Origin of the sequence: Streptomyces beijiangensis (assembly GCF_017315755.1) — a bacterium.
GTDB classification, from domain to species: Bacteria; Actinomycetota; Actinomycetes; order Streptomycetales; family Streptomycetaceae; genus Streptomyces; species Streptomyces beijiangensis.
The window spans coordinates 1-25,354 of sequence record NZ_JAFLRJ010000163.1; the positions used below are offsets into that span (position 1 = coordinate 1).

Here is a 25,354-nt window from a genome sequence, read left to right on the forward strand (position 1 = left end):
CGCCCCGCCCGCTCACCCCACGAGCGCGCCGCCCGCACATCGCGCACGATCGCCGCGTACTCGTGCGTGGCCACCCGCAGCGGGTTGAACGTCCCGATGTTCTTCGTCAGGCCGAAGACCGGGCGTTCCGTCTCCGGCGTGAAGGAGCCGAAACAACGGTCCCAGAGGATCAGGATCCCCCCGAAGTTCCGGTCCAGATAGCCGCCCTGGGAGGCATGGTGCACCCGGTGGTGGGACGGCGTGTTCAGTACGTACTCGAAGGGCCGCGGCAGCTTGTCGATCCGCTCCGTGTGCACCCAGAACTGGTAGACGAGGTTGGCCGACGAGCAGAAGGCGAGCGCCGCCGGGTGCACCCCGAGCGCGATCAGTGGGACGTAGAAAGGCCAGACCGTCAGCGACGTCCATGGCTGCCGCAGCGCCGTCGTCAGGTTGAAATTGCGGCTGGAGTGGTGCACCACGTGGCAGGCCCACAGGATGCGGATCACATGGTGTCCGCGGTGCGACCAGTAGTAGAAGAAGTCCTGCCCCAGGAGCATCAGCGGGACCGTCCACCACAGCACGGGGATCCGGAGCGGAGTCAGCTCGTACACCGCGGTGTAGATCGCGACGATCGGTATCTTCCACACCAGGTCGAAGACGAGACTGCCGAGCCCCATGCCGACACTCGTCGCCGCGTCCCTGCCCTCGTACCCCTCCTTCTCCTCGTCCGGATGGAAGCGGTAGCTCACCATCTCCACCACGGTGAGCAGGACGAAGGCAGGTATCGACCACAGCACGACGTCGGGCAGGTTCGGCTCCATGCCAGCACCGTAGAGGCAGCTGATCCGCTGCGGCTAGATGTTGTTACCGACAAGTATTCAGACGCCGGTCGCACCCAGCAGCGCCCCCGCCACGTACGTCACCGCCATGGCGAGGGCCCCGCCGCCCACATTGCGCCACACCGCGGGACGCACCGGCGCCGATCCGAGCCGCGCGCTCCCCCACCCCGCCAGCGCCAGCGCCACGAGCACCGACAGGACCGTCACGTACAGGCGTACGGAAGTGGGCGGCAGGATGATCGCGAGCAGCGGCAGCAGCGCGCCCACGGTGAAAGCGAGGAAGCTGGCGCCCGCGGCGTGCCAGGGGTTGGTGAGGTCGTCGGGGTCGATGCCGAGCTCGACCTCGGCGTGGGCGCGCAGCGCGTCGCGCTCCGTGAGCTGTACGGCGGCCTCGCGGGCGAGTTCCGCGCTGAGCCCCTTGCCCGCCAACAGCTCGGTCAGCTCGTCGAGTTCGGCTTCCGGGGTCTCGCGCAGTTCGCGCCGTTCCTGGGCGAGGGCGGCCTTCTCGGAGTCGCGCTGGGTGGAGACCGAGACGTACTCCCCCGCCGCCATCGACATCGATCCGGCGAGCAGCCCGGAGAGCCCGGCCGTCAGCAGTGCGGTGCGCGAGTCGGTGGCGCCTGCGACGCCCACGACGAGGCCCGCCGTGGAGACGATGCCGTCGTTGGCGCCGAGTACGGCGGCCCGGAGCCAGTTGAGCCGTGCTCCGAGGCCGCCGTTGTGGGCTTCGTCGTGGGTTGCTTCAGTCACCCGGGGAGGGTCTCACCCCGTCGCTCACCAGACGCGCACCGACCCTCCCCGGGCGAAGGCGGGGCTGGTCGCGTCCGCCGGGATCTTCGTCAGCGGCTCGGCGATCTCCTCGACCGTGGGGCCGATCTTCGCCGCGATCGGGTCCAGGAGGCCGAGGTCGAATCCGTACACCCGGGCCGTGTTGCCGCCGACCATCGCGGCGACCTCCGCGCGCGGCAGTCCTGCGTACGCGATCCGCAGGCCCTCGCGGGTGTACGGGTGCGTGCCCTCGTCGTGCGGGTAGTCGCTGCCCCACATGATCTTGTCGAGGCCGATCTTCTCGCGCAGCGGCACCTCGTGGGGGCGCATGAAGCTGGCCCCTACGTAGCAGTTGTCGCGCCAGACCTCGCTCGGCCCCTTTCCCATCGAATCGGCAAGCCCCGCACCGAACTTGGACTCGGCGGTGTTGGCGCGGGTGGCCGCTGCGACGAGGCGGCCGTGGTAGTAGTCCAGCATGTCCAGGACCCTCGGGATCCAGCCCGAGCCCTGTTCGGTGAGGACCAGTTTCAGCTCGGGGTTCCGGCGGAAGGCCCCGCCGAAGATGAGGTGCCAGAGCGCCCGGTGCGAGAACCAGGTCGTCTCGACCATGAAGACCGCGCGGGCGGCAGGTTCGTCGCCGAGGGGCGGGGACGCGGAGCCGCCGTGGTGGTTGACGGGGACGCCCAGTTCGGCGCAGACCGCCCAGAGGGGGTCGTACGTCTGGGAGTAGAGCTCCGGTATGCCGGAACCCGGTGGTGCCCCCGGCAGCAGGATGCCGCCGGTGAGGCCCGCGGCGTGGACGCGGCGTACTTCCCGTACCGCCTCCTCGACGTTGTTGAGGAGGATCTGGGCGACGCCCGCGCGACGCCCGGGGGCCTCCTCGCAGAAGTCGGCGAGCCAGCGGTTGTGGGCGCGCAGACCGGCCCAGCGTTGTTCGTACTCCTGTTGCGAGGGCGCCGGGGCCATCAGGGAGGCGGTGGGGAAGAACGGCGGGATGGTGTTGGGGAAGACGACCTCGGCGACGATGCCGTCCTCTTCGAGTTCGGCGACCCTGCGCCCGGAGTTCCAGTTGCGGTCGGCGGTGTCAGCGAGGAGGTCCTCGTACGGGTTGACGTAGGTGGCCGCCCAGGCGTCGAAGTCGTCGTGGTGGCGCTTCTCCAGGTACGGCCTGTAGTCGAGGAGGTCGGCCCCGGCGTGGCAGTCGGCGGAGATGACCGTGTAGCGGTCCATCACAGGACTCCCATCTGCGGGAAGTCATGGTCGGTGAGCCAATGGCGGCCCACCTCACGGGACTTGGCCCACGTCGCCGTCACCGCCGCCTGGTCATCGGACTGCCCCAGTTCGTCGGGCATCGGCCCGATGCGCCGGGCGATCGGTGCGAGGGCGGCCGTGTCGAAGCCGAAGACGTCGGCCGCCGCGAGGCCGAGCATGCGCCGGGTCTCGTCGACCGGGATGTCGTGGAAGGTGTTCCTCAGCCACTCCCTGGTCTTGGGCCAGGTGCCCTCGGGGTGCGGGAAGTCGCTGCCCCAGAGGATGTTGTCGACGCCGATCTCGTAGCGCTGGGCGAGTTCGCGCCGCTTGGTGTTGGTGGCGCAGATGAAGATCTGCCGGTCGAGGTACTCGCTCGGCGGCCGCTTCAGCTCGGCGAACGGCGAGAGTTTCTTGCCGCCGTGCGCGCCCAGGTACAGCCGGTCCATGAACCACAGTTGGTTCGGCAGCCACCAGCAGCCGGACTCGGCGACGCCGAACTTCAGGCCGGGGTGGCGCTCGAAGACCCCGGACCAGAGCAGGAACCAGAGCGGGCGGGCCGGCCACCAGGTGACCTCGCTGACGTAGATGCCCAGGTGGTCGCCGTATTCATGGCGCGGTGCGGCGCCGGAGTGGGTGACGATCGGCATCTTCGTCTCGGCGGCGGCCGCCCAGACCGGGTCGTAACGCCGGTCGTGGTACGGGGCCTTGTCCACCCACATCGAGGGGATCATCAGCGCGCCGAGCCCGGACTCCTTGGCCCGGTACACCTCGGCGACGACCCTTTCGACCTCGCCGGTGATGGGCAACAGGGCGACCCCGCAGTGCCGTTCGGGGTTCTGCCCCACGAATTCCGCGAGCCAGCGGTTGTGCGCCTGCGCGCCCGCCATCCCGAGCTCCGGGTCCTGGTCGCCCGAGAGCCCGAGGCCGACCCCGAAGGGCGCGGCGGTCTGGCTGTCCACGGCGTCCGCGTCGGGGAAGACGACCTCGGCCGCCACCCCGTCGCCGTCGAGCTCCTTGAGGCGCTGGGCGGAGTCCCAACCGCCCTTGAGGCCTTCCTCGTTGTCCGCGAACCACTTGCTGGCGAAGGCTTCGTTGCGTACGCCGAGACGCGTCATCTCCTCGCGCCTGCGCTCGCGCCCCGCGAGGAACTCGTCGAAGTCCCGGTGGAACCGGGCGTCCAGATAGGGCCGGTACTGCTCGGTCGGCAGCCCGGCGTGGCAGTCGGAGGAGATGATCAGATATGGGTCGGTCGTCATCGTTGCGTCCCCTCAGCTCAGTCGAGGATGAAGTTCTCGAGGTACGCCGGGTTGGCGCGGTCGAGCATCGACTGCGACCTCGCCCGGATCTGCCGGTCGCTGTGCTCGCTCTCGGGCAGCAGCCAGAAGCGGTCCGCCCCGATCCCCTCGGCGACCAGCTCGGCGACCTCCTCGACCGGCGTGAACTCCACCTCGTGCCCGGCCTCCTTCATCGCCGCCTCCCACTTGTCGAGGCTGCGGTACGGGGTCTTGCGCGGGCGCTCCTTCGCGTATCGCTCGGGACGGTTCCTGTGCGACTCCCACAGTCCGGTACGGAGCATGTGCGGCCCGGGGAACAGCACCGACGCACCGACCGGCACACCCTCCGCCTTCAGATGCGCGTACAGGGACTCGGTCATCGTCACGACGGCGGCCTTGGTCACCGCGTACACGGATGCGGTCGGCAGCGGTGCGATCCCGCCGTCGCCCGACGAGGTGTTGACGACATGGCCAGGACCGCCGCCCGCGATCATCCGCGGGACGAAGGCCTGGATGCCGTGGAAGACGCCCCACACATTGACGGCGAAAGCCCACTTCCAGTCGTTGGGCTCGTGCTCCCACATCCGGCCCTCGGCGCCCGATCCGACGCCCGCGTTGTTGCACAGGACGTGCACCGCGCCGAAGGTGTCGTACGCCGCGTCCGCGAGCCCCACCACGGAGTCGCGCTCACTGACGTCGACGACCTGCGCGAGGACCTGCGCGCCCTCCTCGCGCAGCTCGGCCGCCGCCTTCTCCAGGGCCCCTTCCTCGACGTCCGCGAGGACGACCTTCAGCCCCTCCGCGGCGAACTTCCGCGCCATCGCGAGCCCGATCCCGCTCGCCGCCCCCGTGACGACGGCGACCTGTCCGGCCTCCAGCCGCATCAGACGCTCCCCTCGGGCGGGCCGTCGAGGATCTGCTGCGGGTCGTCGTAGCGCTGGTGGATGTACGGCAGCAGGGCCTGCGCGCTGACCCGCTCGACGACCTTGCCCCGCTGGTCGGTGGTCTTCTCGCCGATGGTGATGTCGACGATCCGGAGCACCGGGAGGTCGGCGATCGGGTCGTACATCGACTCGCGCAACACCACGTCGCCGGTGATCTTCTCCAGCTTCCTGACCTTCTCGTTGCGCGTGCAGTACACCAGGACCGGATCGGCGTCGAAGCCCGAACCGTCCACCGCGGGAAGGAACTTGAAGTAGAAGTCGACCTTCTCCTTCGGCTCGGGCAGCGGCAGCGGCCCGTCGACGGCGCCGCGCACCTCCACGAAGGCGATGCCGTGCCGGGCGAGTGACGCCCGTACGACGAGGCCGTCGCGCTCGACCGTCACCTCGCCCAGCTTCTTCGGCTCGCCGAAGACCTCGCGCCCGCCGATCAGCGCCCGCTCGTGCGTCATCGGCATGACCAGCGGGTACCAGCCCTCCTGCCCGTCGTGGACGGCGGCGACCGCCACCGAACCCGCGCCGAGCGGATAACCGGGCAGGTCGACCTTGCTGATGTTGGCCCGCACCAGGGGCCGCTCCGCGGGCTTCAGCGGCGGTGGAAGTACGGCCGCGACCGCATCAGGGTCGCTCTCCCAGACGGCCACCACACCGGTGGACCAGATGTCGGGGAGCTTGGAACTCGCTGCGCGCGCCGCCGCGATCTCTGCCTCGGTGCGCGCTCCATAACGTACGCGTGCCATGCCGTACCGCCCTTCTTCGATCACTGCGTCTCCGGGGGTCTGTAACAGGGTTACACCGAGCGCGATGAAGGGTAAAGAGCCGTGCACGGACGGAAGTTGAGGACTCATGCCCCGCACATCACTGACCCGCGAAGAGATTCTGGACGCTGCCGCGGTCCTGGTGAAGCAGCACGGCCCCGCTGGTCTGTCGATGCGCAAGCTGGCCGCCGAGCTCGGCACCGCCGTCACCTCGATCTACTGGCACGTGGGCAACCGCGAGTCGCTCGTGGACGCCCTCGTCGAGCGCACGGTCCGTGAGCTGGGTGCGATCGTCCCGCGCGGATCGGCTCCCGCCGACCGGATCGTCTCGGTCGCCCGCACGCTCCGCCGCGAGCTGCGCGCCCGGCCGCACCTGATCGCGATGGTCCATGAACGGGGCCTCACCGAGCGGATGTTCCTCCCCGCCCAGCAGGCCCTGGTGCACGAGGTGCACGCCGCGGGTCTGCGCGGGGCGCGCGCCGCGGAGGCGGTGCGGGCCGTGCAGTTCCAGGTCGTCGGGTACGTACTGCTGGAGCGCAACCGCGACCGGGCCCCCGTCCAGTCCCCCGGCGAGAGCGACCTCTGGACCGCGCCCGTCGCCGAGCACGACCCGGCCCTGGCCCGTGCGCTGGCCCGGCCGGCCGACCCCGAACGTCTCTTCGCCGTCTCCATGAGGGCCCTGGTGGAGAGCCTGCTCCCGGCCTGAGCGCCGACACGATTCCGGAGTTGTCAGTCTTGGCCCGTATCCTCTGTGACCATGCTCGACGACCGCCAGACAGCAGCGACAGCGTGGCCGCCCGCCTACCCGCAGGGGTACGCGGTGGTCGACGTGGAGACCACCGGCCTCGCACGGGACGACCGGATAATCTCCGCTGCCGTCTACCGGCTGGACGCCCAGGGCAATGTCGAGGACCACTGGTACACGCTGGTCAATCCTCAGCGGGATCCCGGACCGGTCTGGATCCACGGGCTGACCAGCGACCTTCTGGAGAGCGCCCCGCTCTTCCCGGAGATCGCCGCCGAGTTCTCCGAGCGTCTCGACGGCCGGGTCCTGGTCGCGCACAACGCGATCTTCGACTGGTCGATGATCTCCCGGGAGTACGCACGCGCCGCGCGCGTCGCACCCGTGCGCCAGCGGCTGTGCACCATCGCGCTCTCCAAGGAGCTGGCGCTCCCGCTGCCCAACCACAAGCTGGAGTCACTCGCCGCGCACTTCGGTGTCGTCCAGCAGAACGCCCACCACGCGCTGGACGACGCCCGGGTGCTGGCCGAGGCGTTCCGGCCCAGCCTGCACGCGGCGGCCAGGGGCGGAGTGCGCCTCCCGCTCCTGGAGTGCCTGCCGCTCACCGAGTGGTCGGACTCCCCGGCCACGCCCCGGGTCGGCTATCAGTCCTCGTACGGGAACAGCGGCGGCACCTGGCGCCAGTCGAAGAAGCGGCCCGCCTGCCCGCACCCGAACCCCGGGCGGTACGACCGCGACAGGCCGCTGAAGCAGGGCATGCGGATCGCCTTCTCCGGCGACACCTCCGTCGACCGCGAGCTCCTGGAGGACCGGACGACCGAGGCCGGACTGCATGTGGCGACCAGCGTCTCCCGGCTGACCAGCCTGCTGGTCACCAACGACCCGGACTCGGCCACCTCCAAGACGGTCAAGGCCAAGTCGTACGGCACCCCGGTCGTGGACGAGGCCGCGTACAGCCAGCTGCTGAGGGACGTCGCACCTGCAGACGGGTGAGGTGCCTGGCGTGCCGCACGCCACTGCGGTGCGACAAGCCGCACCCTGTGGCGCATGGCACGTTGTGAGGTTTGCGGAAACGACTACGGGATGTCCTTCGAGGTGCACGCGCAGGGCGCGGTGCATGTCTTCGACTGCTTCTCCTGCGCCATTCACCGCATGGCGCCCATCTGTGAGCACTGCCGGGTCCGGGTCATCGGCCAGGGCGTCGAGGTCGAGGGCCACTGGTACTGCGGCGGGCACTGCGCCCGTGCGGAGGGGATGGTGGGCATCGTCGACAAGGTCTGACGCCGTGCGGCCGCGGGCCGGCGCTTGCGGACAGCGCGTACGGCGGGAGGTGCCCGACCTGGCCGTCGGCCCGTCGGACACCTCCCGCTCACCTCCCGCTCGTCTCAGTTCTGACCGTTGGCGAACCAGTCGGCCAGGTCGGGGGCAACCCGGGACACCGTGACCGGCAGTCCGTCGGCGCGCAGCGACTGCGTCGCCGCGACACCCGCGGCCACGGCCTCGCGGGCCGCCACCGGGCTGGTGTCCGTCGCACCGCCGGAGCGGACGAAGCAGAGGAACTCGGCCACCAGCATCGGGTCGGAGCCGCCGTGCCCGCCCTTGCCGGGCGGTGGCATCGGGACGACGAGATCGGCATCGGCGCGGTAGCCGCTGCGCCGCTTCCACACCCGTACCTCCGCGGACTCTCCGTGGTCTCCGAAGTTCTCCAGCCGGCCCTCGGTGCCGATGACCGTGTAGTTGCGCCAGTAGTCGGGGGTGTAGTGGCACTGCTGGTAGCTGGCGTGCACTCCGCCCTCGAGCCGCATGACCATCATCGACAGGTCCTCGACGTCGACGACGGGGTTGAGTCCGGTGTGGGACAGCGGCGGCCAGTTGTTCTCGGGGTCGTACCAGTCGGGCATGACGGCACCGGGGGCCTGGCCCGAGCGGTCGGCGATCTGTCCGTACACAGTGAGCCCGCCGAGCGCGCTGACGCGCTCGGTGTAGGCGCCGGCCAGCCAGTGGATGACGTCCAGATCGTGGGCGCCCTTCTGCAGGAGCAGGCTGGTGGTGTTGCGGCGGTCGGCGTGCCAGTCCTTGAAGTAGAAGTCGCCGCCGTGGCCGACGAAGTGCCGGCACCACACGGCCTTCACCTCGCCGATCTCACCGCTCTTGATGAGGTCGCGCATCACGCGTACCACCGGCATGTGGCGCATGTTGTGACCCACGTACAGACGGGCGCCGCCGGTGCGTGCGGCCTCCAGGACACGGTCGCAGCCCTCGGTGGTGATGGCGAGCGGTTTCTCCACGAAGACGGCGACCCCGGCCTCCAGCAGCTCCACCGCAAGGGCCTCGTGGGTGTGGTCGGGGGTGATGACGAAAACCGCGTCGAGCTCCTCGGCGGCCAGCATCTCCCGGTGGCCGGGGTAGACGTGGACGTCCTCGCCGAACCACTCGCGGGCCCGGCCGAACATGCCGGGCGAGGTGTCTGCGGCGGCCACCACGACAGAGCCCTCACCGGGTTGGTGGGCCTCGCGCGCGAGCGTGGCGCGCAGGCCGAGCCCGATCACGCCGAGGCGCAGGTCACGTGTGTGCACGCTGCTGTCCGCCGGTGCGGTGGAGACGTGGGAGGTGGAGACGTGGGAGGTGTCGGTCATACGGGTTCAGCCCTTCATGCCGGAGAAAGCGATGCCCTGGATGAACTGGCGCTGCATCGCGACGAACACCACGATCACCGGCAGGGTCGCGAGCAGGGAACCTGCCATCAGTACCGGGTACTCGGTGAGATGAGCGCCCTGGAGGGACGCCAGTCCGGCCGACAACGGCATCTTGGCCGGGTCGGTGTTGACGATCAGCGGCCACATCAGGTCGTTCCAGGACCACAGGAACGTCAGGATGCCGAGCGCCAGCAGCCCGGGGCGGGCCAGCGGCAGGGCGATCCGCCAGAAGACGGTGAACGGGCTGGCGCCGTCCAGCCGTGCCGCCTCCTCCAGTTCCTCGGGCAGTCCCATGAAGAACTGCCGGAGCAGGAAGGTGCCGAAGGCGGAGAACATGCCGGGGACCACCAGCGCCTGCATCGAGTCCAGCCAGCCGAGGTCCTGCATGATCTGGTACTGCGGCAGCAGGAAGAGCTGGCCTGGCACCATCAGTACGGCGAGGAACCCGAGGAAGATCGCGCCTCGTCCGGGGAAGCGGATGCGGGCGAAGGCGTAGGCCGCCATCGAGCACAGCAGCAGCTGGGCCGCGGTGCGCAGCAGCGCCATCACGACGGTGTTCATGAACTGCTGCGCGAACGGGATGCCGTCGAAGACCTTCGAGTAGTTCGACCAGTCCCAGTGCGCGGGCAGGATCGTCGGCGGCACCTGTACGGACTCGCTGAAGCTCTTGAAGGAGGTCAGCACCTCCCACAGCAGCGGGAAGACGGTGATCACCGCGCCCAGCGACAGCAGGATGTGAGCGGGCCACAGCCTGCCCTCGCGGTTTGTTTCACGCATAGTGGACCCACCTCTTCTGCAACCGGAACTGGACGGCGGTCAGCGCCATGATCAGGACGAACAGCACACAGACAATGGCCGCGCCGTAGCCGCGCTGGTTGTCGAAGAACGCCTTCTGGAAGAAGAGCATCACGACGGTCTGCCCCTCGCTGTAGGCCGGGTTCTGGAGGGCGTTCTGCGTGTTGGCCCCGATGATCAGATACACCAGGTCGAAGACCTGGAGGGACTGGATCACCGAGAGCACGGTGGTGAAGAACAGGGTGGGGCTGAGCAGTGGCAGGGTGATCGAGAAGAACTGCCGTACGCGTCCCGCGCCGTCGAGCGATGCCGCCTCGTAGTAGTCGCCGGGGATGCTCTGGAGACCGGCAAGAAGAAGGATCATGTTGTAGCCGACGGTCATCCAGACGCCGACGACGGCGACCGCGAAGCGGATGGTGTGCGGGTCGGACACCCAGTAGACGCCGTCGATGCCGATCAAGGACAGCGCGTGGTTGAGGATGCCGGCGTCGCCGTTGTAGAGCCAGCGCCAGACCACCGCGACCGCCGCGGGCATGGTGACCACCGGCAGGAAGTAGAGCGTGCGGTAGATGCCGGTGCCGCGCAGGCCCTTGAGGTTGAGCAGCACCGCCAGCGCCATCGACAGAGGAATCCCCAGCAGCACCAGACCGGTGTAGATGCCCGTGTTGCCCAGCGAGTGCCAGAACTCCGGATCTCCCACCAGGGTGCGGTAGTTGGAGAGGCCTATCCAGGTGGTCCCGCCGAAGGCGCCCCATTCGGTGAAGCTGTAGTACAGCGTCTGCACCACAGGCCACAGATAGAAGACCGCGAGCCCCAGGCCGGCCGGGGCGATCAGGGCGTAGCCCCACCACTTGTCCCGGTGCTGGAAGCGGCGCTCCCGGCGGCGCAGTTCCCGCTGGCTCCGGGCGTCCGGCCTGCTGCGCTGCGCCGGTACGGCTGTTTCTGTACGCACATCGAGGCTCATCAGGACCGGCCCTCTCTCTCCTGCGCGAGCAGCTGGTTCATGGCGTCGGTCAGGGAGCCGGTGGCACCCTTGAGGCTGTCGTCACCGCTCCACGCCTTGGCGAGCCACATCTGTTCCTTGTGCGCCCAGGCGGCGGTGTTGGCGGAGGTGGGGTAGGGCACCGCGTAGTCGAGCGCGTCCAGGTGCACCTGGAGGTCGAAGCGCGGCATTCCGGCGGCCCAGGGTGTGGCGGTGCCGTTGCGCGCGGGGATGGCGGTGCCGTACTTGCCCTGGAGCAGCGAGGCGCGCTCCCCGCCGAGGAACCGGACGAATTCCCGGGCCAGTTCGGGGTGCGGGGTCCGGGCGTAGACAACGTTGGCAAGCCCGTGCAGGACGGTGGCGCGCCGGCGGCCCTTGGGCATCGGTGCGACGTCCACCTTGGCCCGCAGCTCGGGGTCGGCGTAGAACGTCGCCGCGTTGTACGACGCTTCGTAGGTCATGGCCAGCGTCCCGGACTGGAACATCTGGGTGGGGTCCGTATCGGCCATCTGCTGGAGGGACGGCGAGGCGCGGTAGCGGTGGATCAGGTCGATCCAGAGCTGCAGCCCCTCGCGAGTGTGCTCGTCGGAGTAGCCGGAGCGCTTCTTGTCCTCGGAGAGAACCCAGCCGCCTGCCTGGGGTATCGAGTTGTAGTAGTTCTCCTGGGCGCGGACCGGGGCCCCGACGCCGTAGATCCCGCGCTTGCGGTCGGTGAGCCGCTGGGCGTTGTTGATCAGGGTCTGCCAGGTCCAGGTGGAGTCCGGATAGTCGACCTTGGCGCGGTCGAAGATCTCCTTGTTGAACCAGAGCGCGACGGTGTCGAAGTCCTTGGGGGCGCCGTACTGGGTGCCCTTCCAGCGGTAGAGGGAGACCAGGTCGGGCGGAAAGTCGGCGGGCCGCAGCACGGCGTCGGAGCCTTCGGTCTCCAGAGGAAGGAGCTGCCCGGCCTCGGCGTAGAGACCGAAGTTGGGCCCGTTCATCCAGAAGACGTCCGGGGCGACGCCGCCGGTGCAGGCGGTGCGCAATTTCGTCCAGTATGTCCCGTTGGGGGTGAGCTGAACGTCGACGGTCACCCCCGGCCGGGTGCGCTCGAACTCGCGCGCCGCCCGCTCCATGGCGGGGACTTGGTAGACGTCCCAGACGCCGTAGGTGAGCCGGCCGCGCCGGGAGCCGCTGCCGGCGGAGGCCGATGGTGACGAAGAGGGGCTGCAGCCGGACGCGAACGGGCCGGCCGCGAGCGTCGCGGCGGCCGTTGCGAGGAGGGAACGTCTGCGCACGCGGAACCTTCCTGGGGGGGTACGGGCCGCCGCCTCGCCCTGCGGGAGAGGCCGTGAGGCCGGGAGTGGTCGTTCCGCAGGGGGAACGCCACCCCGTATCCGGAATGCCCTGACGTTATTTGCTCGAAGTTGACTGGTCAAGGGTTACTTGAAGCAACTTTGCGCATATCGAGGCGACCGGAGGGGGGTCCTCGCGGTGCCCGTTCCCCTCCCGCGCCGCCCTGCCGACGCCCGACGGCACCCCCCGGCCGGGGGCCATTTCATGCCCAGGTACCTTCAAAGACGTGTACCGCTTCCTGTTCACCCGGCAATGGGTGATCGTCACCCTCGTCGCCCTGCTGCTCATGCCGACCATGGTCAGACTGGGCTTCTGGCAGCTGCACCGCCATCAGCACAAGGTCGCGCAGAACGCCCTGATCGCGGACAACCTCAAGGCGACGCCGGTCCAGGTCGACAAGCTGACATCGCCGGGGCACACCATCCCGTACGACCAGTACTGGCGCCGGGTGACGGCCACCGGGACGTACGACACCGCGCACGAGGTCGTCGTACGCCGCAGGACCTCGTCCGACGGCTCCGTCGGGTACCACGTGCTGACCCCCTTCGATCTGACGGACGGCAAGACCGTCCTGATCAACCGCGGCTGGATCCCCGACAACGGCAGCCAGATCGCCTTCCCGAAGATCCCGGCCGCACCCAAGGGCCGCATCACCCTCACCGGCCGGCTGATGGCCGACCAGACGACCGCCGCCAGCGGGATCAAGGACCTCAAGGGCCTGCCGCCCCGTCAGGTGATGCTGATCAACAGCAAGCAGATGTCGCAGGTCCTGGGCGAGCCGCTGCTCGGCGGGTACATCGAGCAGACCTCCCCCGGGTCCAGGGGCGACACCCCCGAGCTGATCCCCGAGCCCGAACACTCCGACATCGGCCCGCACATGGCGTACGCCGTCCAGTGGTGGCTCTTCACCGCGGGGGTGCCCGTCGGCTGGGTGATTCTCGTACGCCGCGAAAAGCGCGACAGGGCCGCCACCGAGGCGAAAACCACACCGGAGCACGCCCCCGCGACCGCTTAGCCGGGCAATCTTGCGGGAACAGGCCAAGGCGTGACGCAACGCATCGAGGACTACGCCCTCATCGGGGATCTCCAGACCGCCGCTCTGGTCGGCAGGAACGGCTCCATCGACTGGCTCTGCCTGCCCCGCTTCGACTCGGCCGCCTGTTTCGCCGCACTGCTCGGCGACGAGGAGAACGGCCAGTGGCGGATCGCCCCGGCAGGCGGCGCGGACTTCTGCACCTCCCGCCGCTACATCGGTGACTCCCTCGTCCTGGAGACGCTCTGGGAGACCCGTACCGGCACGGTGAAGGTCATCGACTTCATGCCGCAGCGCGACCAGGCGCCCGACATCGTCCGCATCGTGGAGGGCGTGAGCGGCGAGGTCGACATGCGCAGCACCCTGCGCCTGCGCTTCGACTACGGCTCCGTGGTGCCCTGGGTGCGCCGCTCGGACGGCCACCGGGTGGCGGTCGCAGGACCCGACTCCGTATGGCTGCGCAGCGTCCCCGAGGTCAAGACCTGGGGCCAGCAGTTCTCCACCTGCTCCTCCTTCACCGTCGCCGCGGGCGAACGGGTGGCCTCCGTGCTGACCTGGCACCCCTCGCACGAACCCAGGCCGAAGCTGACCGATCCGTACGAGGCGCTGGAGCAGTCCCTGGACGACTGGCAGGAGTGGTCGGCCAGGTGCCGGTACAAGGGCCCCTACCGCGAGGCCGTCGTACGCTCCCTGATCACCCTCAAGGCGCTCATCTACCGGCCGACCGGCGGCATCGTCGCCGCCCCCACCACCTCGCTCCCCGAGGAGATCGGCGGCGTCCGCAACTGGGACTACCGCTACTGCTGGCTGCGCGACTCCACGCTCACCCTGAACGCGCTCCTCGCCTGCGGCTATGTCGAGGAGGCCGCCGACTGGCGCGACTGGCTGCTGCGCGCGGTCGCGGGGAACCCCGCGGACCTCCAGATCATGTACGGGCTCTCCGGCGAACGGCGGCTGCCGGAGACGGAGCTCGGCTGGCTGCGCGGATACGAGTCGTCCGCCCCGGTCCGCAGCGGCAACGGAGCCGTCGACCAGCTGCAGCTCGACGTCTACGGCGAGGTCATCGACTCCCTCCATCTGGCGCGCAGTTCGGGGCTGGCGTCCACGGCCCACGCCTGGTCCCTGCAGCTGAGCCTGCTCGGCTTCCTGGAGTCGCGCTGGCGCGAGCCGGACGAGGGCCTGTGGGAAGTACGCGGCCCGCGCCGCCACTTCGTCCACTCCAAGGTGATGGCCTGGGTCGCCGCGGACCGTGCGGTGCGCACACTGGAGGCCGAACCGAAGCTGCGCGGGGACGCGGAGCGGTGGCGGCGGATGCGGGACGAGGTGCACAGGGAGGTCTGCGAGAAGGGGTACGACCCGGAGCGCAACACCTTCACCCAGTCCTACGGCTCGACCGATCTCGATGCCGCGACGCTCCTCATCCCCCAGGTCGGCTTCCTCCCCGCCGACGACCCCCGGGTGATCGGCACGGTCGACGCCGTACGGGACGAACTCGGCCACGGCGGTCTGGTGCGCCGCTACAGCGCGGCGGCAGGACCCGCGGTGGACGGCCTGCCGGGCGACGAAGGGACCTTCCTGGTCTGCTCGTTCTGGCTGGCGGACGCGCTGCGGCTGACGGGCCGGGTGAAGGAGGCCCGCGCACTCTTCGAACAGCTCCTGGCCCTCGGCAACGACGTCGGCCTGCTCTCCGAGGAGTACGACCCGGTGGCGGGCCGCCAGCTCGGCAACTTCCCGCAGGCCTTCAGCCACATCGGTCTGGTGAACACCGCGCTCGCCCTGGCCCGCGATGACGACCCGGGAGCGGAGGAGGCAGGATAGGCGCATGGATCTTGGACTGAAGGACCGTGTGTACGTCGTCACCGGAGCGACCCGGGGCCTTGGTTACGCCTCGGCGCGCGAACTCGCCGCGGACGGCGCGAAGGTGATCATCACAGGACGCGACGAGAAGACCGCGGCCGACGCCGCCGCGGGCATCGGCCCGAACGTGGTGGGCGTCGCCGCCGACAACGCCGACCCGGCCGTGGCCCAGCGCCTGATCGACCTCGCCAGGGAGCGCTTCGGCCGCTTCGACGGCATCCTCATCAGCGTCGGCGGCCCGGCGGCCGGCTCCGCGGCCGACAACACCGACGAGCAGTGGCAGACGGCCTTCGAGTCGGTCTTCCTGGGTGCGGTACGCCTCGCGCGCACGGCAGCGGCGGAGCTCTCCGACGGCGGTGTGATCGGCTTCGTGCTCTCCGGATCCGTCCACGAGCCGATCACGGGCCTGACCATCTCCAACGGCCTCCGCCCGGGGCTGGCCGGCTTCGCCAAGTCCCTGGCGAACGAGCTCGGCCCGCGCGGCATCCGCGTGGTCGGCCTGCTCCCGGCCCGTATCGACACCGACCGGGTACGGCAGCTGGACGCGCTGGGGGGCGACGCGGACGCGGCCCGGACGGCGAACGAGTCCCGTATCCCGATGCGCCGCTACGGGCGCCCGGAGGAGTTCGGCAGGACGGCGGCGTTCCTGCTGTCCCCGGCGGCGTCGTACCTGACGGGCCTGATGCTCCCGGTCGACGGCGGCTCCCGCCACGGCTTCTGAGGCGGCGCGGTAAGCGACCTCCGGTCGCTTGTCCTCAATCGCCGGACGGGCTTGATGTATCAAGCCCGTCCGGCGATTGAGGACACACGGCCGAAGGCCGTGTACAGGGGGGTCAGCGAAAGCCCACCGCGGTGACCAGTACGCCCACCGGCAACTCCCCGCCCACGGCAACCCGCACCGCGCACGCCACATCCAGCGCCCGATACCCCGCCGCCACCGCGATCTCGACCCGTACGTGGTCCTCGGCGGTCTGCACAGGCGCACCCAGCACCCCGGTCAGGTACGCGACCCCGGGAACGGCCGCCGCCCTCTCGGCCACCGGACCCGACACTGCGGCCGCCCCCGGCGCCTCGGCAGCGGCACCAGGACCCGCCTCCGCCTCCGCCAGCCCCGTCACCCGCAGATCCACCGCCGCGATCACAAGACCCACCCGCTCCGCCGCCGCGAACAGCGCGTCACGCAGATGGCCGACCGCCACCGGAAGTACTTCGCCCACCAGCACCTCCGCCTCCGCCTCGATCCGCAGGGGCCCCACGGGCAGCGCACTCGGCACCATGGCGACCTCGGGTGACACAGCCGTGTCCGGGTCGTCGAGCGTCAACCGCAGCGCTCCCGTCACCACACCCGGAACCCCCGCCGCCGCGGCCCGCAGCACCGCCGAGGCCGCACGCTCCGTCAACCACGCGCTGTCTGCCGCCCCGCCGAGCGGCAGCAGTCTGCCGAGACCGAGCCGGTTCCGTACTGCCTTCGTCCAGCTGTCCGTCATTGCCCCAGCCTGCCGCATCCGCGGCGCGGGACCGGGTAAGCGCACCTAATGTGGACAGCGGAGTCCACTACCGCTCGGAAAGGGACGTACGGCGATGAGTGACACCGCAGTACAGAAGGAGTCCGAGGGCGAAGAGCCCAAGAAGACCTCGGTGACCAAGCGCGGCGGCGGCGACCCCGCCTCGCGCGGACGCACCACCATCGCGGACGGCGTGGTCGAGAAGATCGCCGGGCTCGCGGCGCGTGACGTCGTCGGCGTCCACGCGATGGGCAGCGGCATCTCCCGTACCTTCGGCGCGGTCCGCGACCGCGTGCCCGGAGGCGGCAAGTCCGTCTCGCGCGGCGTGAAGGCCGAGGTCGGCGAGGTGCAGACCGCGCTCGACCTGGAGATCGTCGTCGAGTACGGCGTATCGATCGCCGACACCGCGCGCGATGTGCGCGAGAACGTCATCGCGGCGGTCGAGCGCATGACGGGCCTCGAGGTCGTCGAAGTCAATATCGCGGTCAGCGACGTGAAGCTGCCCGACGAAGAGGACGAAGAGCCCGAACCGCGTCTGCAGTGACCTCCATCTGCATCAACCTCCGGGAGAGGAACGCACGATGAGCATGGCTGTGGTCGGCCTGATGGCCGGAATGGCACTCGGTTTCGCCGGGTACTTCGGCGGCTTCGGGGCATTTCTGCTCGTGGCCGCACTGGGCGCGATCGGCTTTGTGGCGGGGAAGTTCCTCGACGGCGACATCGAAGCCGGTGACTTCTTCCGCAACCGCGACAGCCGCGACAGCGACCGGCGGCGATGACCGGTCAGGTGGCGCCCGCCGACCGCGGGGCGACCCGGATCGCCGACCGGGTCGTCTCGAAGATCGCCGCGCAGGCGGCGCGTGAGGCACTGGACGGTGCGGTGCCCGACGGCGGCGCGCCACCTCGTGCCTCCGTGACGGTGCAGGACGACCGTGCGCGGGTACGCGTCAGTCTGGAGCTCGGTTATCCGTCCGACATCGGCGGTCAGTGCGGCGCGGTGCGCCGCCAGGTCGCCCAGCGCGTCAAGGCGCTGGCAGGCATGGAAGTGCCCGAGGTGACGGTGGAGGTCGACCGGCTGCACTCCGCACAGACGCGCGGCACGGTCCCGGGGAGGATCCGATGAGTGAGTACGACACTGAGGGCGGTACGCAGCGGCTTCCGGTCATCGAGCGGACGCCCGAACCGTCCGGGTCACCGGACCTGGACCAGTCCGCCTCGTCGGCGGCGTACGAACCGGTGGGCCCCGGAGGCGCCCGGGCCCACCGCTTCTGGTCGCCGCGCCGCACCCCCGCCCTGCTGCTCGCCCTGGTGGTGATCGGCGCCGTGGGGGTGCTGCTGTACGACATCTCCGCGGTACGGGCCGGGCGCGACGCGATGCACTGGCGCCAGGTGGCCGCGGGCGATCTGGCGACCCGGCAGTTGCAGGACACCTGGGTGCTGGTCGGCGCCGGTGTGGCCGCCGCGCTGGGTCTGTGGCTGATCGTCCTGGCCGCGACCCCCGGACTACGTGCGGTGCTGCCGATGCGGCGCACCACGGCGGACGTACGGGGTGGTCTCGACCGGGAGGCGGCGGCGCTGGTGCTGCGCGACCGGGCCATGGAGGTGTCCGGGGTGCAGTCCGCCCGTATCCGTATGAAGCGCTCCAAGGTCACGGTGCGCGCCCTGTCGCACTTCCGTGAACTCGACGACGTACGGGCCGACTTGGACACCGCGCTGGGCACGGGCATCACGGAGCTGGGCCTCGCGAAGCCGCCCGGCCTCTCCGTGCATGTCGGCCGCCCGGCCAAGAAGAAGTAGGGGTGAGGACGCGATGCTGAAGTCGGTCAACCGGGTGGTGCTCGCTCTGGCGGGACTCGTCCTGCTCGTCGTCGGCGGCGCGGTCCTGGCGACCGGTCTCGGCTGGTCGGCGCCGTCGTGGTGGCCGTGGGACGGACGCCACGACGTGCTGCTGAGCACGGCGGACCGGCTGCGCTGGCGGGACGAGGGCTGGTGGTGGCCGGCCGTCATCGCCGCGCTCGCGGTCGTGGTGCTGCTCGCTCTGTGGTGGCTGCTGGCCCAGTTGCGGCGCTCGCGGCTCTCCGAGGTCCTGGTGGACAGCGGTGACGGCGACGGGGCGCGGCTCCGGGGCCGGGCGCTGGAGGGCGTACTGGCGAGCGAGGCGGAGGCGCTGCCCGGGGTCGACCGGGCGCATGTCTCCCTGACGGGGCGCCGCACGGCGCCCGAGGCCCGGATCGGGCTCCTCCTCGAAGCACACGCCCAGCCGGCTGCCGCACTCGCCGAGCTCACCGGGGAGGCCCTGGAGCATGCCCGCGCGTCGGCGGGTCTCGCGGCGCTGCCGGCCGAGGTCAGGCTGCGCGCGGTCAAGCACCGCGCGCAGCGGGTGTCGTAACGGGGCCTGGCTCAGTCCGACAGGCCGGCCAGATCGCGCAGCCGGCGTCCCTGGGCCGCACGCTCCGCGGTGCGCTGGTCATCGAGCGTACGGACCGACGCACCGCTCAGCAGCGCCTTGGTCTCGATCACCGCATCGCGGGGCGCGGCCAGCAGGGCGCCCGCCAAGTCGCGCACGGCACCGTCGAGTTCATCAGCGGGTACGGAGAGATTGGCGAGGCCCGCGCCGACCGCCTCCGCCGCGCCGATGAAGCGCCCGGTGACGCAGATCTCGAGCGCGCGGGCGTACCCCACGAGGCCCACCAGCGGGTGGGTGCCCGTGAGGTCGGGGACCAGGCCCAGGCTGGTCTCGCGCATGGCGAACTGCACGTCCTCGGCGACGACCCGCAGGTCACAGGCGAGGGCGAGCTGGAATCCGGCACCGATCGCATGGCCCTGGACGGCCGCGATCGTGATCAGGTCATTGCGGCGCCACCAGGTGAATGCGTCCTGGTACTCGGCGATGGCCGCGTCGAGTTCGGCGTCGCCGCCGCGCGCCAGATCGAGGAAGGACGGCTCACCGTCGAAACCCTCAGGCGTGAACGCCTGACGGTCCAGGCCGGCGGAGAAGGACTTGCCCTCGCCACGCAGCACCACGACGCGCACACTGCCAGGAAGTGACCGTCCGGCTTCCGTCAACGCCCGCCACAGAGCGGGAGACTGGGCGTTGCGCTTGTCCGGGTTGGTCAGTGTCACCGTGGCAATCGCGTCCTCGACGGTGAGCCGTACGCCGTCCTTGTCGAGCACGTTGTCGGGCGAGGTCATGGAACGCCTCCGGTTCGGATGCAGACAGTGAAGTGACTGCACAGTAACCACCCGGTCAATCTCACGATCGACCGGGTGGACACCGCCGAAACCGGTGAGTCCAAGCCGTTGCCCGGCTCAGGCCGAGGCAGCCTTCTTGCCTCGCGTCGCTCCGCCGCGCCCTCGCAGCGTGACGCCGGATTCACTGAGCATCCGGTGGACGAATCCATAGGAGCGGCCGGTCTCTTCGGCCAACGCCCGGATACTCGCACCGGAGTCGTACTTCTTCTTCAGGTCTGCCGCGAGCTTGTCGCGCGCGGCGCCGGTTACCCGGCTGCCCTTCTTCAGAGTTTCGGCCACCCGTGCCTCCTCAGCGGAAGTGCGCTCTGGACTCTCATGATCACCCCTCATGAGCTTCCTGGCCACCCATTCGGCAAGGTACGTACGACAACCTTTTGCGGGCCGACGGCTGCCGGCCCGATCGGAACTCCGCATTCCGAGCGCGTCGGCAGGAGAACTGCCAGGTCAGCGGGGTACACACGCGATACATGGATAGAGCAGTAATTTTGCGCATGCCACGCCGTGGTACGAGAGAGACTCACCCAGATGAAGGATCACCCGTAAGCCGAATGATCCATCCGAAGTGGATCAGGCCAGCGCGACCAGATCCGCGTAGTCCGGTCCCCACAGGTCCTCGACGCCGTCGGGGAGCAGGATGATGCGCTCCGGCTCCAGCGCGTGCACCGCGCCCTCGTCGTGGGTGACGAGGATGACGGCGCCCTTGTAGGTGCGCAGCGCGCCGAGGATCTCCTCGCGGCTGGCCGGGTCGAGGTTGTTGGTGGGCTCGTCGAGCAGCAGCACATTGGCCGAGGAGACGACCAGCGTGGCCAGGGCGAGACGGGTCTTCTCACCGCCGGAGAGCACACCGGCCGGCTTGTCGACGTCGTCGCCGGAGAAGAGGAAGGAGCCGAGCGTCTTGCGGACCTGGACGAGGTCGAGGTCGGGCGCGGAGGAGCGCATGTTCTCCAGGACCGTGCGCTCGGGGTCGAGCGTCTCGTGCTCCTGGGCGTAGTAGCCCATCTTCAGGCCGTGGCCCTCGATGACCTCGCCGGTGTCGGGCTTCTCGGCCCCCGCGAGCAGCTTCAGCAGCGTGGTCTTGCCGGCGCCGTTGAGGCCCAGGATGACGACGCGCGAACCCTTGTCGATCGCGAGGTCGACGTCGGTGAAGATCTCCAGCGAGCCGTAGGACTTCGAGAGGCCCTCCGCCATGAGCGGGGTCTTGCCGCAGGGCGCGGGGTCGGGGAAGCGCAGCTTGGCGACCTTGTCCGAGACGCGGACCGCCTCCAGGCCCGCGAGCAGACGGTCGGCGCGCTTGGCCATGTTCTGGGCGGCGACCGTCTTGGTGGCCTTGGCACGCATCTTGTCGGCCTGCGAGTGGAGGACCTTGGCCGTCTTCTCGGCGTTCTGGCGCTCGCGCTTGCGGCGCTTCTCGTCGGCCTCGCGCTGCTGCTGGTACAGCTTCCAGCCCATGTTGTAGACATCGATCTGGGTGCGGTTGGCATCCAGATAGAAGACCTTGTTGACGACGGTCTCGACGAGGTCGACATCGTGGGAGATCACGATGAATCCGCCGCGGTAGCTCTTGAGGTAGTCACGGAGCCAGACGATGGAGTCCGCGTCGAGGTGGTTGGTGGGCTCGTCGAGGAGCAGGGTGTCGGCGTCGGAGAAGAGGATCCGGGCCAGTTCCACGCGGCGGCGCTGACCGCCGGAGAGCGTGTGCAGCGGCTGGCCGAGGATGCGGTCGGGCAGTCCCAGGGCAGCGGCGATGGTGGCGGCCTCGGCCTCGGCGGCGTAACCGCCCTTGGTCAGGAACTCCGTCTCCAGGCGTTCGTACTTCTTCATCGCCTTCTCGCGCGTAGCGCCCTGTCCGGTGGACATGCGCTCCTCGTTCTCGCGCATCTTGCGCAGCACGGAGTCGAGGTCACGGGCGGAGAGGATGCGGTCGCTGGCGAGGATCTCGAGGTCGCCGGTGCGCGGGTCCTGGGGGAGGTAGCCGACCTCGCCGGAGCGCGTGATGGTGCCGCCCGCCGGGGTTCCCTCGCCGGCGAGGCACTTGGTGAGCGTCGTCTTGCCCGCCCCGTTACGGCCGACGAGGCCGATGCGGTCGCCCTTGGCGATACGGAAGGAGGCGTTCTCGATGAGCATGCGGGCGCCGGCGCGCAGCTCGATGCCGGAAGCGGTGATCACGGTAAAACTCCAGGGCGGTATGGACGGCGGAAGGGCAGGCGGAGGAAATTCTTCGACGCCGGCTAGTGCGCAAGGAGAGATGCCATGGGTCCAGTCTAACGGTGCGGTGCAAGCGGTTTGCCGCGACGGCCGTCAGGCGGTCCGGGAGGGGTGGCCCGTCCGGCCGGGGCGCTCGTTCGCCAGGGGGGTGCGGCCCGGCACGATCCGGCCGAGACCGTCCACCGCGACCAGCTCGTCGGTCCAGGCGCCCGACCGCCCGCAGTCCTGGGCGAGCAGGAGGACTCCCCGGGCCCACAGGGCCCGGTTCGGGGCGAAGGCGCAGCCGTCGTGGGCCGGGAGCACCCAGCGCAGATCGCCGTCCTCGGTGCGGTACGCCATGATCCGCTCCGGGGTGACGACGGCGAGCATCCTGGTCCCGCGGTCGAGCGACCGCAGCGCTCCGCCCACCCGGGCTCCGGGGTGCGGGACCGCGCGGTGCCAGCGGACCGTGGCGTGCGCGGTGTCGGTGACCATGCCGTCGCTCCAGAGCGCGAAGGCGTGGCCCGGCGCGGTGAGGAGGCCGACCGGGCGGCGGCCCTCGCGGTGGTACGTCCAGCGGGCGCGGCCCGAGCCTCGGTCGTACGCCTCCACCGCCGTGCCCCGGGTCCGCAGCACCGCGGGCGCCGCCGTCCCTGCCGGGCCCGCGTGGACGGTCAGGCGGTCGCCGTACGGCAGGGGGCGTACATCGTGGGCGGCGGTCAGCAGTGGCAGGGCGCACACGGCGGCGACGGCGCAGAGGGCGAGGCGTGTGCCCCGGCCGAGGGTTCTCATGAGGCGCAGAGCCTAACTCCCCCGCACGCAAAAAGCGCGTACCGCAATCAACCGGTCGATACTCGGACCATGCAATTCGATGACAACGCCGATCTGGACACCTCCGAGGTCCAGGATGTGCGCGGCAGCCGTGTCCCCGGCGGCAGGGCCACCATCGGCGGCGGCATCGCCGGCATCATCGCGCTGGTGATGGGGCTGCTCTTCGGAGTGGGGCCCGACCAGCTCGGCCTCTCCTCCGGCGACACGGGCACGGCGGCGGTGACGGCGTCGTCCGCGGCGCAGGTCCAGCAGAGCTGCCACAAGGGGGCCGACGCCAACACCAAGGCGGACTGCCGCATGGTCGCGGTGGTCAACAGCGTGCAGGACTTCTGGCGGCAGGAGTTCACCCGGCGGGGCGCGAGCTACTCGGCCGCACGGACGACCCTGTTCTCGGACCGGGTCACCACGGCCTGCGGGGCGGCGACCGCCGCGGTCGGCCCGTTCTACTGCCCCGGTGACCACAAGGTCTATCTGGACCTGGGGTTCTTCGACGAGCTGCGGACCAAGTTCGGGTCGAGCGGCGGCCCCTTCGCCCAGGCCTATGTGGTGGCGCACGAGTACGGCCACCATGTGCAGCAGCTGATGGGCACGCTGAGCAGGTCGCAGGACGGGCGCCAGGGCGCCGACAGCAATGCGGTGAAGGTGGAACTGCAGGCCGACTGCTACGCCGGGGTGTGGGCGCACCACGCGACGAGCACCCCCGACGAGTCGACAGGACGTCCGCTGATCAGCTCGCTGACCGACGCCGACATCCAGGACGGGCTGAGCGCCGCCGCGGCGGTGGGGGACGACCGTATCCAGGCGAAGTTCCAGGGCCGGGTCACCCCCGAGTCGTGGACGCACGGATCGGCCGAGCAGCGCCAGCAGTGGTTCTACACCGGGTACCGCACGGGCGACATGGCGCAGTGCAACACCTTCCGGTGAGCTGTCCCGGGGGCGGTGTCAGTGCCCGGTGCAAGACTGGATTTCAGTCGGGTGAAATCGAGTGAAGGGGTGGTCGGTATGGCCGGCACCATCAGTCCCACGATTCTGTACGACGACGCGAAGGCAGCGATCCAGCTGCTGAAGGACGCCTTCGGTTTCAGCGAGGTGGGTGTCTACGAGGACGAGAACGGCCGTGTGGTCCACGCCGAGCTGACCTACGGCAACGGCGCGGTGATGCTGGGCTCGAAGGGCCGCGAGGGCGCCTTCGCGAAGGCACTGGCCGACGGCGGCCCTGTCGGGGTGTACGTGGTCGTCGCGAACGTCGACGCGCACCACCAGCAGGCCGTGGACCACGGCGTGGAGATCCTCACCCCGCCCACGGACCAGGACTACGGCGGCCGGGACTACATGGCACGCGACGCCGAGGGCAACGTCTGGAGCTTCGGTACGTATGCGCCGGGGGGCTCCGCCGCGGGTTAGGACCCTCCGGTGTGGACCTGGAAGGCCGCTCGGCGTACGGCTTTGGCCAGGGCCGGGTCCGGGTGGGCCGCTGCGAGTGCGACCAGCACCTGGACGGTGCGCGGGTGGCCCACCGCCCGTACCTCCTCCAGGAGGGCCGGGACCGTGCCCTGCACCGCGGACTCCAGGTGGCGGACCAGGAGCGGGCTCTCGCCGTGGTCGGAGACGGCTGCGGCGGTGTCCACCCAGAGCCAGGTCGCTTCTTCGCGGGTGAGGGCGTCGGCGGCGTCCTCGGGGTCCGCGCCCTCGTACTCGGCCAGCCAGAGCACGGCGTACGGGCGCAGGGTCCGCTCCCCCGCCGCCGCGCGCACCACGGGCTCCGCGGGGGCGCCGACGACCCGCAGCGCCTCGAAGGCGAGGCCGCGCAGCAGGGCGTCGTCGCCGCGTGCGACGGCCAGAAGCTCGGCGACGGCGCTGCCTACGGTGCGGGCGGCGAGCCAGGCGCGGTACTCGACGCGGGCCGGGCCGGGGGTGAGGGCGGCGCAGCCGTGCAGCATGTCCTCGGCGGGCTGCTCGATGTTCCCCGCGGGGCTCTGGGCCGCGACGCAGATCTGCTCGAGCTTGACCCAGACCGCCCAGTTCCCGAGCGGCGTCAGGGTGGCCTGACCCTCGCCGAGGGTCAGGGCGCCGACGGCGGCCAGTCCCCGCAGGGCCCACTCGAGGAGGGCCGGCAGGGGGGCCGCTGCGGCGGGGGGCCGGTTGTCGTCGGGCCGGGGCCCGTAGGGGACCTCGCAGCGCTCCTCGTGGAGTTCGGCGACGCGCTGCTCCAGGAGGTCCAGGAGAGCGGGATAAGTCACCGGTCCCGCGGAGAGCTGGAGGAGGGAGAGCACCTGGGGTACGGCTTCGACGACCTCGGCCACCGCGACGGCGACACCGCCCCCGTCGCGGT

The 25,354-nt window shown here is 70.3% G+C and carries 29 protein-coding genes; 13 read left to right on the forward strand and 16 right to left on the reverse strand.

Annotated elements, in window-relative coordinates:
* From J0695_RS18370 to J0695_RS18395, 6 genes are all read right to left on the reverse strand, one after another.
* On the reverse strand, window positions 1-800 hold an 800-nt coding region (locus tag J0695_RS18370; RefSeq protein WP_206963169.1), incomplete at its 3' end, for a sterol desaturase family protein.
* Window positions 801-857: 57 nt separating this feature from the next.
* A complete protein-coding gene (locus J0695_RS18375; RefSeq protein WP_206963170.1) occupies window positions 858-1,568 on the reverse strand; it encodes a VIT1/CCC1 transporter family protein in 711 nt (236 codons plus the stop codon).
* Between the two features lie 24 nt (window positions 1,569-1,592).
* Window positions 1,593-2,816, reverse strand: coding sequence for an amidohydrolase family protein (locus J0695_RS18380; protein WP_206963171.1), 1,224 nt, complete (start codon window positions 2,814-2,816; stop codon window positions 1,593-1,595).
* Window positions 2,816-4,093, reverse strand: coding sequence for an amidohydrolase family protein (locus J0695_RS18385; RefSeq protein ID WP_206963172.1), 1,278 nt, complete (start codon window positions 4,091-4,093; stop codon window positions 2,816-2,818). The genes J0695_RS18380 and J0695_RS18385 overlap by 1 nt, the downstream gene beginning before the upstream one ends.
* 17 nt (window positions 4,094-4,110) lie before the next feature.
* Window positions 4,111-4,995 carry an SDR family NAD(P)-dependent oxidoreductase gene (locus J0695_RS18390; RefSeq protein ID WP_206963173.1) on the reverse strand — a complete coding sequence of 295 codons (885 nt, stop codon included), beginning with the start codon at window positions 4,993-4,995 and terminating at the stop codon, window positions 4,111-4,113.
* Window positions 4,995-5,792 (reverse strand): acetoacetate decarboxylase family protein, encoded by a 798-nt coding sequence (locus tag J0695_RS18395; protein ID WP_206963174.1) that lies wholly within the window; start codon window positions 5,790-5,792, stop codon window positions 4,995-4,997. Before J0695_RS18395 ends, J0695_RS18390 begins: the two co-directional genes overlap by 1 nt.
* Before the next feature lie 106 nt (window positions 5,793-5,898).
* Between J0695_RS18395 and J0695_RS18400 the strand changes: the two genes are divergently transcribed.
* From J0695_RS18400 to J0695_RS18410, 3 genes are read left to right on the forward strand one after another with little or no spacing between them, the layout of a single operon-like run.
* A complete protein-coding gene (locus J0695_RS18400) occupies window positions 5,899-6,516 on the forward strand; it encodes a TetR/AcrR family transcriptional regulator (RefSeq protein ID WP_206963175.1) in 618 nt (205 codons plus the stop codon).
* A gap of 45 nt (window positions 6,517-6,561) precedes the next feature.
* Entirely contained in the window at window positions 6,562-7,545 is a 984-nt protein-coding gene (locus tag J0695_RS18405; RefSeq protein ID WP_206963176.1) for a DEDDh family exonuclease, read from the forward strand.
* Between the two features lie 54 nt (window positions 7,546-7,599).
* Window positions 7,600-7,833, forward strand: coding sequence for a metallothionein (locus J0695_RS18410; protein ID WP_206963177.1), 234 nt, complete (start codon window positions 7,600-7,602; stop codon window positions 7,831-7,833).
* A 104-nt stretch (window positions 7,834-7,937) separates the two neighbouring features.
* On the opposite strand, the gene J0695_RS18415 is transcribed toward J0695_RS18410, so the two are convergent.
* Genes J0695_RS18415 through J0695_RS18430 form a run of 4 tightly spaced genes read right to left on the reverse strand, consistent with a single transcriptional unit; the run spans window position 7,938 to window position 12,302 of the window.
* Window positions 7,938-9,188 carry a Gfo/Idh/MocA family protein gene (locus J0695_RS18415; RefSeq protein WP_206963178.1) on the reverse strand — a complete coding sequence of 417 codons (1,251 nt, stop codon included), beginning with the start codon at window positions 9,186-9,188 and terminating at the stop codon, window positions 7,938-7,940.
* Window positions 9,189-9,194: 6 nt separating this feature from the next.
* A complete protein-coding gene (locus J0695_RS18420) occupies window positions 9,195-10,025 on the reverse strand; it encodes a carbohydrate ABC transporter permease (protein ID WP_206963179.1) in 831 nt (276 codons plus the stop codon).
* Window positions 10,018-11,007, reverse strand: coding sequence for a carbohydrate ABC transporter permease (locus J0695_RS18425; RefSeq protein WP_206963180.1), 990 nt, complete (start codon window positions 11,005-11,007; stop codon window positions 10,018-10,020). The genes J0695_RS18420 and J0695_RS18425 overlap by 8 nt, the downstream gene beginning before the upstream one ends.
* Window positions 11,007-12,302 carry an ABC transporter substrate-binding protein gene (locus J0695_RS18430; RefSeq protein WP_206963181.1) on the reverse strand — a complete coding sequence of 432 codons (1,296 nt, stop codon included), beginning with the start codon at window positions 12,300-12,302 and terminating at the stop codon, window positions 11,007-11,009. Before J0695_RS18430 ends, J0695_RS18425 begins: the two co-directional genes overlap by 1 nt.
* A gap of 284 nt (window positions 12,303-12,586) precedes the next feature.
* Here J0695_RS18430 and J0695_RS18435 point away from each other — a divergent pair, with 284 nt between their 5' ends.
* From J0695_RS18435 to J0695_RS18445, 3 genes are read left to right on the forward strand one after another with little or no spacing between them, the layout of a single operon-like run.
* Window positions 12,587-13,375: an SURF1 family cytochrome oxidase biogenesis protein gene (locus J0695_RS18435; protein ID WP_206963182.1), complete on the forward strand. Its 789-nt coding sequence runs from the start codon at window positions 12,587-12,589 to the stop codon at window positions 13,373-13,375.
* Window positions 13,376-13,405: 30 nt separating this feature from the next.
* Complete coding sequence (locus J0695_RS18440; protein WP_206963183.1) at window positions 13,406-15,211, forward strand: glycoside hydrolase family 15 protein; 1,806 nt, start codon at window positions 13,406-13,408, stop codon at window positions 15,209-15,211.
* A gap of 4 nt (window positions 15,212-15,215) precedes the next feature.
* Window positions 15,216-15,971, forward strand: a complete 756-nt coding sequence (locus J0695_RS18445; RefSeq protein WP_206963184.1) for an SDR family oxidoreductase — start codon at window positions 15,216-15,218, stop codon at window positions 15,969-15,971.
* Between the two features lie 112 nt (window positions 15,972-16,083).
* Here J0695_RS18445 and J0695_RS18450 read toward each other — a convergent pair whose 3' ends face one another.
* Window positions 16,084-16,737, reverse strand: coding sequence for a hypothetical protein (locus tag J0695_RS18450; protein WP_206963185.1), 654 nt, complete (start codon window positions 16,735-16,737; stop codon window positions 16,084-16,086).
* A gap of 94 nt (window positions 16,738-16,831) precedes the next feature.
* Between J0695_RS18450 and J0695_RS18455 the strand changes: the two genes are divergently transcribed.
* From J0695_RS18455 to amaP, 5 genes are read left to right on the forward strand one after another with little or no spacing between them, the layout of a single operon-like run.
* Window positions 16,832-17,299 (forward strand): Asp23/Gls24 family envelope stress response protein, encoded by a 468-nt coding sequence (locus tag J0695_RS18455; RefSeq protein WP_206963186.1) that lies wholly within the window; start codon window positions 16,832-16,834, stop codon window positions 17,297-17,299.
* A gap of 37 nt (window positions 17,300-17,336) precedes the next feature.
* On the forward strand, window positions 17,337-17,534 hold the full coding sequence (locus J0695_RS18460; RefSeq protein WP_206963187.1) for a hypothetical protein: 198 nt from the start codon (window positions 17,337-17,339) through the stop codon (window positions 17,532-17,534).
* On the forward strand, window positions 17,531-17,878 hold the full coding sequence (locus J0695_RS18465; RefSeq protein WP_206963188.1) for an Asp23/Gls24 family envelope stress response protein: 348 nt from the start codon (window positions 17,531-17,533) through the stop codon (window positions 17,876-17,878). Before J0695_RS18460 ends, J0695_RS18465 begins: the two co-directional genes overlap by 4 nt.
* Window positions 17,875-18,552: a DUF6286 domain-containing protein gene (locus J0695_RS18470; protein WP_206963189.1), complete on the forward strand. Its 678-nt coding sequence runs from the start codon at window positions 17,875-17,877 to the stop codon at window positions 18,550-18,552. The genes J0695_RS18465 and J0695_RS18470 overlap by 4 nt, the downstream gene beginning before the upstream one ends.
* A gap of 13 nt (window positions 18,553-18,565) precedes the next feature.
* Window positions 18,566-19,144 (forward strand): alkaline shock response membrane anchor protein AmaP, encoded by a 579-nt coding sequence (amaP, locus tag J0695_RS18475; RefSeq protein WP_206963190.1) that lies wholly within the window; start codon window positions 18,566-18,568, stop codon window positions 19,142-19,144.
* Between the two features lie 11 nt (window positions 19,145-19,155).
* On the opposite strand, the gene J0695_RS18480 is transcribed toward amaP, so the two are convergent.
* The 4 genes from J0695_RS18480 to J0695_RS18495 form a co-directional block, all read right to left on the reverse strand.
* Window positions 19,156-19,947, reverse strand: a complete 792-nt coding sequence (locus tag J0695_RS18480; protein ID WP_206963191.1) for an enoyl-CoA hydratase/isomerase family protein — start codon at window positions 19,945-19,947, stop codon at window positions 19,156-19,158.
* Window positions 19,948-20,064: 117 nt separating this feature from the next.
* Window positions 20,065-20,286, reverse strand: coding sequence for a helix-turn-helix domain-containing protein (locus J0695_RS18485; protein WP_006123601.1), 222 nt, complete (start codon window positions 20,284-20,286; stop codon window positions 20,065-20,067).
* A 288-nt stretch (window positions 20,287-20,574) separates the two neighbouring features.
* A complete protein-coding gene (locus J0695_RS18490) occupies window positions 20,575-22,173 on the reverse strand; it encodes an ABC-F family ATP-binding cassette domain-containing protein (protein WP_206963192.1) in 1,599 nt (532 codons plus the stop codon).
* A 132-nt stretch (window positions 22,174-22,305) separates the two neighbouring features.
* Complete coding sequence (locus J0695_RS18495) at window positions 22,306-22,983, reverse strand: hypothetical protein (RefSeq protein ID WP_206963193.1); 678 nt, start codon at window positions 22,981-22,983, stop codon at window positions 22,306-22,308.
* A gap of 69 nt (window positions 22,984-23,052) precedes the next feature.
* On the opposite strand from J0695_RS18495, the gene ypfJ reads away from it, so the two are divergent.
* Both ypfJ and J0695_RS18505 read left to right on the forward strand, forming a co-directional pair.
* Window positions 23,053-23,946 (forward strand): KPN_02809 family neutral zinc metallopeptidase, encoded by an 894-nt coding sequence (gene ypfJ, locus J0695_RS18500; RefSeq protein WP_206963194.1) that lies wholly within the window; start codon window positions 23,053-23,055, stop codon window positions 23,944-23,946.
* A gap of 78 nt (window positions 23,947-24,024) precedes the next feature.
* Window positions 24,025-24,426, forward strand: coding sequence for a VOC family protein (locus tag J0695_RS18505; protein WP_206963195.1), 402 nt, complete (start codon window positions 24,025-24,027; stop codon window positions 24,424-24,426).
* Here the strand turns inward: J0695_RS18505 and J0695_RS18510 are convergent.
* The coding region (locus J0695_RS18510) for a hypothetical protein (protein WP_206963196.1) at window positions 24,423-25,354 on the reverse strand (932 nt) is incomplete at its 5' end. The genes J0695_RS18505 and J0695_RS18510 overlap by 4 nt on opposite strands.

Coding starts and splice junctions, on each gene's coding strand:
- J0695_RS18465 (WP_206963188.1), top strand. CDS start 17,531: ATGACCGGTCAGGTGGCGCCCGCCGACCGCGGGGCGACCCGGATCGCC.
- J0695_RS18470 (WP_206963189.1), top strand. CDS start 17,875: ATGAGTGAGTACGACACTGAGGGCGGTACGCAGCGGCTTCCGGTCATC.
- J0695_RS18425 (WP_206963180.1), bottom strand. CDS start 11,007: ATGAGCCTCGATGTGCGTACAGAAACAGCCGTACCGGCGCAGCGCAGC.
- J0695_RS18460 (WP_206963187.1), top strand. CDS start 17,337: ATGAGCATGGCTGTGGTCGGCCTGATGGCCGGAATGGCACTCGGTTTC.
- amaP (WP_206963190.1), top strand. CDS start 18,566: ATGCTGAAGTCGGTCAACCGGGTGGTGCTCGCTCTGGCGGGACTCGTC.
- J0695_RS18455 (WP_206963186.1), top strand. CDS start 16,832: ATGAGTGACACCGCAGTACAGAAGGAGTCCGAGGGCGAAGAGCCCAAG.
- J0695_RS18450 (WP_206963185.1), bottom strand. CDS start 16,737: ATGACGGACAGCTGGACGAAGGCAGTACGGAACCGGCTCGGTCTCGGC.
- J0695_RS18390 (WP_206963173.1), bottom strand. CDS start 4,995: ATGCGGCTGGAGGCCGGACAGGTCGCCGTCGTCACGGGGGCGGCGAGC.
- J0695_RS18380 (WP_206963171.1), bottom strand. CDS start 2,816: ATGGACCGCTACACGGTCATCTCCGCCGACTGCCACGCCGGGGCCGAC.
- J0695_RS18395 (WP_206963174.1), bottom strand. CDS start 5,792: ATGGCACGCGTACGTTATGGAGCGCGCACCGAGGCAGAGATCGCGGCG.
- J0695_RS18415 (WP_206963178.1), bottom strand. CDS start 9,188: ATGACCGACACCTCCCACGTCTCCACCTCCCACGTCTCCACCGCACCG.
- J0695_RS18400 (WP_206963175.1), top strand. CDS start 5,899: ATGCCCCGCACATCACTGACCCGCGAAGAGATTCTGGACGCTGCCGCG.
- J0695_RS18420 (WP_206963179.1), bottom strand. CDS start 10,025: ATGCGTGAAACAAACCGCGAGGGCAGGCTGTGGCCCGCTCACATCCTG.
- J0695_RS18505 (WP_206963195.1), top strand. CDS start 24,025: ATGGCCGGCACCATCAGTCCCACGATTCTGTACGACGACGCGAAGGCA.
- J0695_RS18445 (WP_206963184.1), top strand. CDS start 15,216: ATGGATCTTGGACTGAAGGACCGTGTGTACGTCGTCACCGGAGCGACC.
- ypfJ (WP_206963194.1), top strand. CDS start 23,053: ATGCAATTCGATGACAACGCCGATCTGGACACCTCCGAGGTCCAGGAT.
- J0695_RS18480 (WP_206963191.1), bottom strand. CDS start 19,947: ATGACCTCGCCCGACAACGTGCTCGACAAGGACGGCGTACGGCTCACC.
- J0695_RS18410 (WP_206963177.1), top strand. CDS start 7,600: ATGGCACGTTGTGAGGTTTGCGGAAACGACTACGGGATGTCCTTCGAG.
- J0695_RS18495 (WP_206963193.1), bottom strand. CDS start 22,983: ATGAGAACCCTCGGCCGGGGCACACGCCTCGCCCTCTGCGCCGTCGCC.
- J0695_RS18385 (WP_206963172.1), bottom strand. CDS start 4,093: ATGACGACCGACCCATATCTGATCATCTCCTCCGACTGCCACGCCGGG.